This is a genomic window from Psychrobacillus sp. NPDC093200, from assembly GCF_050280345.1.
Lineage (GTDB): Bacteria > Bacillota > Bacilli > Bacillales_A > Planococcaceae > Psychrobacillus > Psychrobacillus faecigallinarum.
The window spans coordinates 159,743-172,001 of the sequence record NZ_JBNNVC010000002.1 but is presented as its reverse complement, the minus strand read 5'-3'; the positions used below and the strand labels follow the sequence as shown (position 1 = coordinate 172,001).

11 protein-coding genes are annotated in these 12,259 nt (G+C 36.2%); 1 reads left to right on the top strand and 10 read right to left on the bottom strand.

The features are described 5' to 3' along the window. Nucleotides 1-164 precede the first annotated feature (164 nt). From ACQKNZ_RS08455 to citZ, 7 genes are all read right to left on the bottom strand, one after another. Entirely contained in the window at nt 165-1,379 is a 1,215-nt protein-coding gene (locus ACQKNZ_RS08455; RefSeq protein ID WP_154310413.1) for an ATP-grasp domain-containing protein, read from the bottom strand. Nucleotides 1,380-1,390: 11 nt separating this feature from the next. Beyond that, nucleotides 1,391-2,923: a two-component system histidine kinase PnpS gene (pnpS, locus tag ACQKNZ_RS08450; RefSeq protein WP_340863433.1), complete on the bottom strand. Its 1,533-nt coding sequence runs from the start codon at nt 2,921-2,923 to the stop codon at nt 1,391-1,393. After that, a complete protein-coding gene (locus tag ACQKNZ_RS08445) occupies nt 2,920-3,630 on the bottom strand; it encodes a response regulator transcription factor (protein ID WP_144537110.1) in 711 nt (236 codons plus the stop codon). The genes pnpS and ACQKNZ_RS08445 overlap by 4 nt, the downstream gene beginning before the upstream one ends. Nucleotides 3,631-3,700: 70 nt before the next feature. After that, complete coding sequence (locus ACQKNZ_RS08440; RefSeq protein ID WP_229654041.1) at nt 3,701-4,144, bottom strand: MaoC/PaaZ C-terminal domain-containing protein; 444 nt, start codon at nt 4,142-4,144, stop codon at nt 3,701-3,703. A 205-nt stretch (nt 4,145-4,349) separates the two neighbouring features. Beyond that, the gene (mdh, locus tag ACQKNZ_RS08435) at nt 4,350-5,291 is read right to left on the bottom strand and encodes a malate dehydrogenase (protein ID WP_144535415.1); all 942 of its coding nucleotides are present in this window, start codon (nt 5,289-5,291) and stop codon (nt 4,350-4,352) included. A gap of 81 nt (nt 5,292-5,372) precedes the next feature. Beyond that, the gene (gene icd / locus ACQKNZ_RS08430) at nt 5,373-6,638 is read right to left on the bottom strand and encodes an NADP-dependent isocitrate dehydrogenase (RefSeq protein ID WP_144535413.1); all 1,266 of its coding nucleotides are present in this window, start codon (nt 6,636-6,638) and stop codon (nt 5,373-5,375) included. A gap of 80 nt (nt 6,639-6,718) precedes the next feature. Beyond that, nucleotides 6,719-7,834 (bottom strand): citrate synthase, encoded by a 1,116-nt coding sequence (gene citZ, locus ACQKNZ_RS08425; protein WP_144535411.1) that lies wholly within the window; start codon nt 7,832-7,834, stop codon nt 6,719-6,721. Nucleotides 7,835-8,047: 213 nt separating this feature from the next. Between citZ and ACQKNZ_RS08420 the strand changes: the two genes are divergently transcribed. After that, entirely contained in the window at nt 8,048-9,001 is a 954-nt protein-coding gene (locus ACQKNZ_RS08420) for an AI-2E family transporter (protein WP_186318034.1), read from the top strand. On the opposite strand, the gene ACQKNZ_RS08415 is transcribed toward ACQKNZ_RS08420, so the two are convergent. The 3 genes from ACQKNZ_RS08415 to pfkA all read right to left on the bottom strand — a co-directional run bounded on the left by ACQKNZ_RS08415 (nt 8,979) and on the right by pfkA (nt 12,203). Continuing rightward, the gene (locus ACQKNZ_RS08415; protein WP_144535407.1) at nt 8,979-9,371 is read right to left on the bottom strand and encodes an FxsA family protein; all 393 of its coding nucleotides are present in this window, start codon (nt 9,369-9,371) and stop codon (nt 8,979-8,981) included. The two genes, ACQKNZ_RS08420 and ACQKNZ_RS08415, sit on opposite strands and share 23 nt — an antisense overlap. Nucleotides 9,372-9,444: 73 nt before the next feature. Further along, on the bottom strand, nt 9,445-11,205 hold the full coding sequence (gene pyk / locus ACQKNZ_RS08410; RefSeq protein WP_144535405.1) for a pyruvate kinase: 1,761 nt from the start codon (nt 11,203-11,205) through the stop codon (nt 9,445-9,447). A 38-nt stretch (nt 11,206-11,243) separates the two neighbouring features. Continuing rightward, the gene (gene pfkA, locus ACQKNZ_RS08405; RefSeq protein ID WP_427659131.1) at nt 11,244-12,203 is read right to left on the bottom strand and encodes a 6-phosphofructokinase; all 960 of its coding nucleotides are present in this window, start codon (nt 12,201-12,203) and stop codon (nt 11,244-11,246) included. Nucleotides 12,204-12,259 lie beyond the last annotated feature (56 nt).

Genomic DNA, 12,259 nt, shown 5'->3' with positions numbered 1-12,259 from the left:
GTCCGACTATAGCGGAAATCTGTTTGAATTAACTAGAATTATACTACACAATAAAAGGCCAGCAACTAGTGCTAGCCTTTTAAAGTATTTCGTTTGGAAAAGGGGTCTATATAAAATGTATCAAAGTATTGTAAATGGCGTGTGAATTTCTTGTAAAACTTAACTTACCATTTATTATTTTGATATTTTTTATAATAATTCACCTGACGGGCCATCAGGTAGAACTTACGTTTCAAATTCTTATCCCCTTTATAAAACAATGGGTTCCCCCACTTACCTTCACCTAATAGCAAACGAATTTCCTGTTGGATAGAAAGATTATCCACGAATTTCTTTAAAACTATTTTAGGAACTACTGTGAACAAGTAATGTTCATTTAGTAGGGTCAGCGGTTTTTCTTTATGGTAAATCACATCATCCACCATATATCGAGCCATGTTATGTCCGAGTGCAGTAACATAGTAGCTAGATCGACCTTGTCTAATATTAACTTCAAATACTTTATATTTGCCATCTCGCTCATCATATTTTAAATCGAAGTTAGCAAAACCGACATATCCAATCGCTTCAAGGAAGTGTTGAAGCTTTTTCATTAACTCTTCATCATAGCGAGTAATAAGTGCGGTATAGTTTCCAATCGCCGTAACCGTGTGCTCTTGTAAAACTACTTGAGCAAGTGTACTTAGCTGCGCCTTGCCCTCCGAGCTAACATAAAACACAGAATCCCACATATATGTGTCATCTCCAGGAATATAATCCTGGATGATTAAGTCTTCCTCATAGCCACTTTCATTTACCTTGCGAATCACGTCATCTAATTCCTGCTGAGATTCAACTCTATATACTTTTTGTTGCCCTACAAATTTATGCTTATAATATTCAACCCCATTACTAGGCTTGATGATTAATGGGAAAAGGACATCTTCTGTAAATGGTTGTTTTTTAGCGCAAGAGTAAAAATACGTTTTAGGTGTATCTATACCATGCTCTTCACAGAGCTTATAAAAATTAGACTTTACTAAAAGGTTGTTCATTAAATCCTCGGGCATATAATTAAACACAAACATTTCTTTTAAGACATCTGCATTTTCAATGATCAAACGCACATAAAAATCATTTGTGCCTATTAATAATAACTTCTTATCGGCTGTTTTATATTTCTTTGCAACTTCAGTTAAAACGGACACGAATTCCGACTTGTCCCATAAGTTTGGGTGTATTTCTATATGACCTATAACACTACTCAATTTAGTGAAGGACATTTCTTCCTTCCCAACTAAAATTGGCTTGATACCGTATTCCTCGTGGAAGGAAATAGACATATTGTAAGCATTCATATCTGTCCCAATTATAATAGGGATAAAGGGTTGATTATTCATGATGACCTCCATTAACTATTCATGAGTGGAATGTACACAGTGAATGCTGTACCTTTTCCTACCTCACTTTCAACTTTTATCAAACCATGATGAGCTTCAACTATATGCTTGACGATTGCCAGACCTAATCCAGTACCACCAGAGTTGCGACTCCTAGCTCGATCTACACGATAAAAACGTTCAAAAATACGATCTATTTCTTCAGTTTTTATACCTATTCCTTGATCCTTAATCGTAAAGTAACCAAATTTATGATCTTTACCAATAGTAATCGTGATAAAGGTATCCTCAGAAGAATAGGTAATTGCATTTGTTAATAAGTTCATCATGATTTGCATAATTCGATCGGAATCTCCTAGCACCTCTACCTTTTCATCCAAAGAGAGGGTCAATTCCATATTTTTTTCTTCTAATAAATGATTGGTCATTTCAATACTTTGAATGAGCACATCATAAAGTTTCACTTTATTTAACTTAATTTCGTATCCAACTTGCTCGACAGTTGATAAGTCCAGTAAATCATTAATAAGCATTTGTAGCCGATTACTTTCCTTATAAATTATCTCTAAAAACGAAAGTAAGGTATCTTCCTTTTTATATGCACCGTATAAAAGTGTTTCAGAGAACCCTTTGATAGATGTTACAGGGGTTTTTAATTCGTGTGAAACATTAGCAACGAAGTCTTTTCTTACCTGTTCTAGCTTCACTAACTCCGTGACATCATGAATCACAACAACTATTCCTAGCCATCTTCCATGCTCCCCTATAACAGGCGCCCCATATGCTACCATATGATTAGTACTTAAATTTCGTTGCAGTGCAATTTGTTCTTTACTGAGCATTTCTGTCAAAAATAGCTTTTCTATAAAAGCTTCAACCTTTTCTGGCAAGCCAATTTTACGAAATTGTTTCCCATTTACCTGTTCAAAGCTAAGCTGGAGTTGATTGAGAAAGGAACGGTTAACAATACTAACTATCCCACTACGGTCGATCATTATTAGACCGCTCCCCATGTTTTCAATCAGTGTTTTCAGTCGTTCTTTTTCTGTTTCACGTATTATCGAAATATCCTGTAGATTCCTTGCAAGAATATTGATTGATTTCGTTAATTTTGACATACCTGAACTGTTATCCTCGAAAGCTCTAATACGATAATTACCTCTTGCTAGCTCCATAGCTGTTTCAGTTAAATGTTCAACAGGCTGTGCATACCTCTTTAAGATATTAAAGCCGATAAGTAAAGCAATAAGAAATGCAATTATTAAAATTGTTGCCAACACTAACCATAAGGTACCTTGAAAAAAATTGACATTGTCTTCTAGCAATGAAGCATCAAGTATCTCGACGACTTCTTGCCTTTGTTCTATAGAAAGCTGCGTACTACTTAGATAGTTTTCAATATCGTTTATTTTTCCATCAATGCTTGTACTCGTAGTACGTTCAATGAAAATAGGAAAGATTTGAGCAAGAGCTAGACCTATTCCAACTAGAATAAGTCCAATTAAAATAGAATAGGTACGAAATATTCTATTGTGAAAGCTCATACTTTTTTAGGCTCCTCAAATTTATATCCAAGACCTCTAATAGTTTTAATGTAAATCGGTTTTCGGCTGTTTTCTTCTATTTTATCTCTCAAATGACTAATGTGGACATCTACGATTCGAGTATCTCCAGCAAAATCATAATTCCAAACAGAGCTTAATAGCTGATCTCGGGTAAGCACTCTATTTTTGTTTTCGATTAAGTAAACAAGTAGTTCGAATTCCTTTGGAGTAAATTCCAACTGCTTATCATTCATGATCACTTCGAAGCGTTCAGGAAATACTTGCAGTCCACCAAATATATATCTTTCATCGGAATTTTTCTTTTGATGCTCTGACGTTAATACACTTCTGCGTATCATAGCCTTAACTCTAGCTGTAACCTCTCTAGGGCTAAAAGGTTTTGTCATATAGTCATCTGCACCTAGCTCTAGACCAAGCACCTTATCAAACTCTTCTCCTTTTGCTGTAAGCATTATAATCGGTGTCTGGATTTTTTTTAATCGTAGCTCCTTACACACTTCCATACCATCTAAACGCGGTAGCATCCAGTCCAACAAAATGACATCAGGCTGTTCTTCTATGGCAAGGTTTAAGCCTTCCTGCCCATCTGAAGCAGTTATAACATGAAAACCTGCTTCTTCCAAATTATATTTTAATAATGTTACGATTGAACTCTCATCATCTACAACTAATACTTTTTTCATTATTTTGGCCTCCATAGTCGATTTGAAACCCCCATTCCAAATCTGCAACTAAATAGGAAGTTATTATAGTTTTTCAGAAACGATAAGCAGGTGGTGTCACATGAAGAATACCATTCATCACTATTGCATTTTCCTCATTTTTTCCTTCTACTTCTATAATAATTTCATTTTTATGTACATTGACTTCTGTTATTACAAACGTAAAAGTTATTAAAGAATAATGATAGGTTGGTACAGGAAAAATTAACTCTTGCTTATTCACATGAGAACCCGGACCAGGAAGATACTTGGAAATGGCAGAAGTCACAATGCCAGTTAACATAATTGTTGGTACAATTGGTTTTTCAAATACTGTTTTAGAAGCAAAATCATGTTGAATATATAGAGGATTATTATCATTCGTCAATCCCAAATATAATAATAAATCCTTATCCTCCATCTTCTCGGTTATAGATAATTTTTCTCCTATAGACAAGTCTTCAATACTCTTTCCAATTTTATACGTTTTACCTAACAATTATTATTCATCCCCCTATACTTAGTCTAACTCTATCTTATCAATAACTCTTAGTTTTGCGCAATACACTGTACTGCCTACTTTAATAATCATAAGTAAAGTATGTAATTGATTTCCCTTAATGGACGTTTTGACGAGTTAAATGTTTCATATCTTATAGCCACAAAAACGAGCGAGAATTTAATCTCGCTCGTTTTTGCTATGATTATTCACTTAAAATCTTCATGACAGCTTTTACAGTATCAGCAGATTTGTTTAACAAAGTCGTTTCTTCTTCTGTTAACTCCAACTCAATAATTTTTTCGATACCGCCTGCTCCAAGTACAGTTGGCACTCCAAGATATATTCCTTCCATTCCATACTCGCCCTCTAAATATGCGATAGAAGGAAGAACACGTTTTTGATCTTTTAAGATAGCCTCTGCCATTTCTACTAGGGAAGCAGCTGGTGCATAGTATGCAGAACCGTTCCCTAAAAGGTTAACAATTTCTGCGCCACCTTTACGAGTGCGATCTACAATCGCTTCTAAGCGCTCTGCATCGATTAGATTTTCCAAGGGAATACCTCCAGCATAGGAGTATCTTACAAGAGGAACCATGTCATCTCCGTGGCCACCAAGTACAAAGCCGGTCACATCTTTAACAGATAGATTCAACTCCTGAGCAACAAAAGTTCGGAAACGTGCAGTATCAAGCACTCCTGATTGACCAATAACTCTTTCTTTAGGTAATCCTGATTCTTTGAAAACAGTATACGTCATTGCATCTACTGGGTTAGTTAACACTAGAACTGTTGTGTTAGGCGAATATTTAACAATCTCACCTGTGACACCTTTCATTACTTTTTGGTTTGTCTGAACTAAATCGTCACGGCTCATCCCTGGTTTACGTGCAATACCAGCTGTAATAATAACTAAATCGGAGTCTTTTGTATCCTCATAGTTGGAAGTTCCAATAATATTAGCGTCGAACCCTTGGACAGGGCCAGCTTCTGCCATATCCAACGCTTTTCCTTTAGTAGGGTTTTCAGCTTGAGGAATATCGACTAACACGATGTCTCCTAGTTCTTTTTGAGCTAGTAAAAATGCTGTAGTAGCTCCAGTGAATCCGGCACCAATAACTGAGATTTTATTACGTTTCATTGTCATGTCGTAACTCTCCTTTTGTCCAAATTAGAAAAGAGAGGATAGAATCCTCTCTCTTGTTAAACCAAATTTCATTACTACAGATTAAAGATTTTTAATCAATTCGTCAGCAAACTCCGAACATTTAACTTCTTTAGCACCATCCATTAGACGAGCAAAGTCATATGTTACAACTTTAGATTCAATTGTTTTTTCCATTGAGTCCATGATAAGTTTAGCAGCTTCGTTCCAGCCAAGGTGCTCAAGCATTAATACACCTGAAAGGATTACTGAAGATGGGTTAACTTTATCTAAACCTGCATATTTTGGAGCTGTACCATGAGTAGCTTCAAAAATAGCATGTCCAGTTACGTAGTTGATGTTAGCTCCTGGAGCGATACCAATACCACCAACTTGTGCAGCAAGTGCATCAGAGATATAATCCCCATTTAAGTTCATAGTTGCCACTACATCAAACTCTTTTGGACGAGTTAAAATTTGTTGTAAGAAGATATCAGCGATTGAATCTTTAACTAAGATTTTACCAGCTGCAAGTGCTTCAGATTGAGCTTTATCAGCTGCTTCAGTACCTTGTTCTTCTTTAATTTTGTCGTATTGGTTCCAAGTAAATACTTTGTCACCAAACTCTTGTTCAGCTACTTCATAGCCCCAGTTTTTGAAAGCTCCTTCAGTAAACTTCATGATGTTACCTTTGTGTACTAATGTTAAAGAAGTGCGACCTTCTTTAATGATGTAATTTAATGCAGCACGCACTAAACGTTTAGTACCTTCTTCAGAAATTGGTTTAATACCGATACCAGAAGTTTCTGGGAAACGGATGTTCTTAACACCAAACTCTGTTTGTAAGAAGTCGATTAGTTTCTTCGCATTGTCTGTACCTTTTGCATATTCGATACCAGCATAGATATCTTCTGTATTTTCACGGAAAATAACCATATCTGTATCTTCAGGACGTTTAACTGGAGATGGAACACCAGTGAAATAACGAACTGGGCGTAGGCAAGTATATAGATCTAGTTCTTGGCGAAGTGCCACATTTAATGAACGGATTCCTCCACCAATTGGTGTAGTTAAAGGACCTTTAATAGCGATTAGGTACTCATTGATAACATCTAAAGTTTCTTGAGGTAACCATTCACCAGTTTGGTCAAATGCTTTTTGTCCAGCAAGAACTTCTTTCCACTCAATTTTCTTTTCTCCGTTATAAGCTTTTTCTACTGCTGATTCTAATACACGTGAAGCTGCTGCCCAAATATCAGGACCAGTTCCGTCACCTTCAATAAATGGAATGATTGCTGTGTTTGGTACGTTAAGTACACCGTTTTCTACTGTAATTTTACCAGATGTCATGTATATTTCCTCCTACTATCATAATCATAGGGCCAATAACACAGGAGTGTTTAGCCCTAATCTTTTACAAACAATTAATATTATCGTTCTTCAATTGGAATATATTTTTGCATTCCTGGTCCAACATATTCTGCACGAGGACGAATTAATCGGTTGTCCGAATATTGCTCAAGAATATGAGCTACCCATCCAGAAACGCGTGAAACTGCAAAAATAGGTGTGAATAAATCATGGTCAATATTTAATGAATGGTATACAGATGCAGAATAGAAATCTACATTTGGTGGTAAGTTCTTTTGACCAGTAACGATTTCTTCAATACGTACTGACATATCATAAAGTTTAGATTCACCACGAAGTGTTGTAAGTTTTTGAGACATTTCACGTAAGTGTTTTGCACGTGGATCTCCTTTTCTATATACACGGTGACCAAAGCCCATAATTTTAACTTTGTTATCTAATTTATCTTGGATATAGCTATCAACGTTATCTAGAGTATCAATTTCAGTTAGCATTTTCATCACTTGCTCATTAGCTCCACCGTGAAGTGGCCCTTTAAGAGCTCCGATAGCTGAAACAACTCCTGAGTAGATATCAGACAAGGTTGCTACACAAACACGTGCAGTAAATGTAGAAGCATTTAACTCATGATCTGCATGAAGTACTAAAGCTTTGTTGAAAGCTTCAACTTCAATTTCTTCTGGCATTTCACCTGAAAGCATGTACAAGAAGTTAGCAGCATAGCCTAAATCTGTTTTAGGAGCTACCGGCTCTAATCCTTTACGTACACGAGAAAATGCAGTTACTAATGTAGACATTTTAGCTTGTAATTGAATAGCTTTTAGGTAGTTTGCTTCTTCGGACATATCCTCAGCAGCATCATCATATAATGCTAGCATAGATACAGCCGTTCTTAGTGCTGACATTGGGTGAACTTTATCAATTGGATAAGTCTTGAAATGATTCAAAACTTCTTGAGGAACTGCCATGTTATCAGCCAATTGTTGCTTTAATTCTGCTAGTTCAGAAGCATTTGGCAGACGTTTGTGCCAAAGTAGGTATACAACCTCTTCAAAACTTGCATTATTCGTTAAATCATCGATATCATAGCCGACGTATGTAAGTGTGTCATCTATAATAGAGCTAATCGATGACTGAGTCGCTACGATTCCTTCTAAACCACGAGTTGACGTCATTTGTTATCTCCCCTTCTACAGTAAAATTTATCCATCTACCTATCTCGTAATATGGAGATTTACCTGCATTTAATATGTACCTTCAAAATGCTTACTCTCGTATTATAATCAATTTTGGCTATTTTGTGAATGAAAACGCTTAAAATTATTAAAAAATAACTTTTCAATTAAATTATCCTAATAAAAGAATGGATGAAACTCGTTACTTTTCAAATGAACAAGAAAGATATTATATCTTACTGGATACCTATAGGAGTCATTCTGCTAATCCTTTTTATAGCGTACCCATTAACGTTATCTATTTTGTGTGGATACTTGCTTTTCCCAACATCTAATTTCTTTCATAAAAAGCTTAAACTTCCAATTTTCGTGAGTGTATTGTTAACAGAGATAATTATATTAAGTAGTTTTCTGTTGTTTGTATTCTTTATTTTCCAATCTTTGGTTACACTAATCCCGCTAATTCATGAACATCTTTTATACTTACCATTCGATGATTTACAAAATCATCCAATTTTTCTTATGTTTGAAGATAAGCTTCAAGAGTTGCTAGACACTATTTTAAATAATTTATTGATTAATCTAACGCATCTACCAACTTATATTTTCGAAATACTTCTCTTTAGTATCGGGCTTTTTTTTTCTTTATATGAGTCAACGAAGGACAGACTTTGGTTTCTAATCTATTTTCCAATAAAAACGAGAGATTTTTTTCATAAAACAGTGATTAAGTCTTCGGAAGTCGTTAATAGCTTTTTAGGTGTGGAAGTGAAGCTTTTACTTCTAACTTTTGTGCTACTTGCCACTGGCTTCAGTGTACTTGGCTTACATAACCCTATAAAAAATGCTTTTTTAATATCTTTAGTCGATAGCATACCATTTCTCGGGACAGGTATTATTTTAATACCTATGGCTATTTACTTCTTTTTACTGGATGCTAAACTGTTTGGCAGTATAATTTTATTGCTTTATATTTTTGTTCAGCTGACTAGACATATCGTAGATAATTTCCTTTGGTCGGCCTCCATGCAAATAAAAGCAGTTCATGTTTTTTTCTTAAGTGCAGCGGCAATATTAATTTTCGGCTTTATTGGCATCCTGTTTAGTCCCTTTATTTATTTAATCGCAAACAAATGGGGAGGTTCTATGAAGACTTCATCACGATAATTTGATTTTTTTTCATTTTCTTACGAATCCATCTATAAAAAAGAGGCTTAAATAATTTTCTTGTTGGTGAGAACAGCAGCAAAAAACCAAGGATATCTGATATAAACCCTGGAAGTACAACTAATATTGCTCCTAAAAAAATGCTGATTCCATTTATAGCTGATTCGCCTGGTGCTTGATAGTTTTTAACACTATCAGAAACCTCCCTGAATGCTTTCATACCTTGTCTTTTGGCTACAAAACCACCAATAACTCCAGTGGCAATGATCAATAGTAAGGTGTTAAATGCTCCAATAGACTTCCCAGCTAAAAGTAATATATATAACTCAATTGCAGGAACTACCACAAATAAGCCTATAATCCATTTCATACAGTCACCTTCCTCTCTTCTATACTAATTATAAAACAAGTGCCCCACTTTATGTGAGGCACTTGTTTAGGTTTTAAATAATACTTGCTTGACCGTTATAAATAACTCCACTTTCAGCATCAAGCGTTAGTTCTTGACCATTTTCAATAAGTTTAGTCGCGTCGGCAACACCAACAACTACAGGGATTCCAAAGCTTAAGCCAACCACAGCAGCATGGCTAGTTAAGCCACCCTCTTCTGTGATTAATCCTCTACAATTTTCGATAGCAGGAACCATATCCTTATCAGAACCTATCGTTACGATAATACTTTCGCTCGTATCTTGGCCTTCTAGTTCTTTTGCATTTTGAACAACAATTGCTTTACCAAAGGCAGTTTTCTTACCAATACCTTGACCTTTAGCGACCATATCACCAATAACATGAACTTTCATTAAATTAGTAGTTCCAGCTTGGCCTACTGGAACACCAGCAGTGATAACAACTAGGTCACCATGAGTTACATAATGTTGCAGAATACTTTCTTCTACAGCAATCTCTAACACTTCATCTGTTGAGGAAGCTTTTTTACCAACAATAGGATAAACTCCCCATACTAGTGTAAGCATTCTAGAAGGTTTCACAGTTGAAGTTACAGCTATAATAGGAACCCCTGGTCTAAATTTAGAAATCATTTTAGCAGTATGTCCACTTTCTGTAGGAGCTATAACTGCCTTCACCTTTAAATTGATAGCAGTATGAGCAACTGCTTGGCCTATAGCATCCGTTAGGTTTACATCGCGAGCCTTACTCAACTTAGTAACATTCGCTCTATAATCTACTGCATTTTCTGTATGTCTTGCAATTTTATCCATTGTCTGAACCGCCTCTAGTGGGTAAAGGCCTGCTGCTGTCTCACCAGAAAGCATGATGGCATCTGTTCCATCTAAAATCGCATTTGCTACGTCACTTGCTTCTGCACGAGTTGGTCTCGGGTTTCTTTGCATAGAGTCCAACATTTGAGTCGCCGTAATAACTGGTTTTCCTGCTTCATTACATTTTTGGATAAGAGATTTTTGAACTAAAGGAACTTCCTCAGCAGGAATTTCTACTCCAAGGTCTCCCCTTGCAACCATTAACCCATCAGATACTTCAATAATTTCATCAATATTATCTACGCCTTCTTGGTTTTCAATTTTAGGGATGATTTGAATGTGAGATCCATTGTTATTCTCTAATAATTCTCTGATTTCCAGTACATCTTTTGCTCTTCTAACAAAAGAAGCGGCGATGAAATCTACATCCTGCTCGATACCAAAAAGAATATCTTTTGCGTCTTTTTCTGTAATACCTGGTAATTGCACAGAGACTCCTGGTACATTCACACCTTTATTGTTTTTCAATGTTCCAGCATTTTGAACATACGTATGAATGATTCCATTTTCCGAATCAATTCCCTGAACAACTAGCTCGATTAGTCCATCATCCAATAATATAATAGAGCCTTCCTGTACATCTTCTATTAACTTTTCGTAGGAAATAGAAAAACGCTCTGTGTTACCTAACACTTCCGTCATAGAAATATCAATAGACTGACCAGTGACTAATTCGATAGCGTCACCTTCCATCTTATGAGTTCTAATTTCTGGACCTTTTGTATCCAATAATATCCCAACTATTTTACCTAGCTTTTTAGATACTTTTTTGATGCGTTCGATTCTTCCGGCATGTTCTTCATGACTACCATGAGAAAAGTTTAAACGGGCAACGTTCATTCCTGCCTCAATTAACTTTTCTAAAGTTTCCTCTGATTCACTTGCGGGACCGATAGTACATACTATTTTAGTTTTTCTCATAATCTTATCCTTCCTATTGCTGAAATTATGTAGTCTGTTTAGATAGATAACTCTTTAGATAATTGATACATCTTTTGATCAAAAACCTCTGTCTTTTCAAATGCTTCCGTCATATCATAGTCTATCACTTGATGATTTTGGATTCCAATTGCACGTCCTCCATGACCTGCCATTAAAACCTCAACGGCCTTCGCTCCAAATAAACTCGCAAGGACACGGTCTCTTCCCGTAGGAGAACCTCCACGCTGAATATGACCGAGAACAGAAACTCTCGTCTCAATATTAGCATGTTCCTTAAGTTTTAGAGCAAAATCTTGTCCACTCATGACTCCTTCTGCTACTACGATAATACTGTGTTTTTTCCCACGTGCAGTTCCGCTTTCTAAACGTTCCACTACTTCTTCTATTTTCATCTCTACTTCGGGCACAATTATAGTTTCTGCACCGCCCGCAAGCCCTGCCCATAAAGCTAAATCACCAGCATCTCTTCCCATAACTTCAATGATAAAAGTACGATCGTGAGAAGTTGCGGTATCTCGAATTTTATCTATACATTCAATGACTGTGTTAAGGGCAGTATCAAAACCTAATGTATAATCTGTGCCAGGAATATCATTATCAATTGTCCCTGGAATTCCGACACATGGGAAACCGTTCTTAGTCAAGGTCATCGAACCTCTATAAGAGCCATCTCCTCCAATAATAACAAGGCCATCGATATTATTTGCCTTTAGCTGTTCAATAGCTTTTTGTTGTCCTTCCTCTGTACGAAATTCTGGACACCTAGCAGAATACAGTTTTGTTCCTCCACGTTGGATAATATCACCTACGGAGCCTAAATCAAGCTTTTCCATCTTCCCCTCGATCAATCCTTGGTATCCATGTAAAATACCAACAACTTCTACCCCTTCATAAATAGCTTTTCTTACGACTGCACGAATAGCAGCATTCATGCCCGGAGCATCTCCACCACTTGTCAATACACCTATACGCTTCACATTAATCCCTCCAACCTAGCTATATTTACTATAAGCTTAACACGAAATGCTTTCAA

Bases quoted from the DNA above. Each gene is read 5' to 3' on its own strand.
- ACQKNZ_RS08455 (WP_154310413.1), bottom strand. From the start codon at position 1,379: ATGAATAATCAACCCTTTATCCCTATTATAATTGGGACAGATATGAAT.
- ACQKNZ_RS08415 (WP_144535407.1), bottom strand. From the start codon at position 9,371: ATGAAATGGATTATAGGCTTATTTGTGGTAGTTCCTGCAATTGAGTTA.
- icd (WP_144535413.1), bottom strand. From the start codon at position 6,638: ATGACATCTGGTAAAATTACAGTAGAAAACGGTGTACTTAACGTACCA.
- ACQKNZ_RS08420 (WP_186318034.1), top strand. From the start codon at position 8,048: ATGAACAAGAAAGATATTATATCTTACTGGATACCTATAGGAGTCATT.
- pnpS (WP_340863433.1), bottom strand. From the start codon at position 2,923: ATGAGCTTTCACAATAGAATATTTCGTACCTATTCTATTTTAATTGGA.
- citZ (WP_144535411.1), bottom strand. From the start codon at position 7,834: ATGACGTCAACTCGTGGTTTAGAAGGAATCGTAGCGACTCAGTCATCG.
- pyk (WP_144535405.1), bottom strand. From the start codon at position 11,205: ATGAGAAAAACTAAAATAGTATGTACTATCGGTCCCGCAAGTGAATCA.
- mdh (WP_144535415.1), bottom strand. From the start codon at position 5,291: ATGACAATGAAACGTAATAAAATCTCAGTTATTGGTGCCGGATTCACT.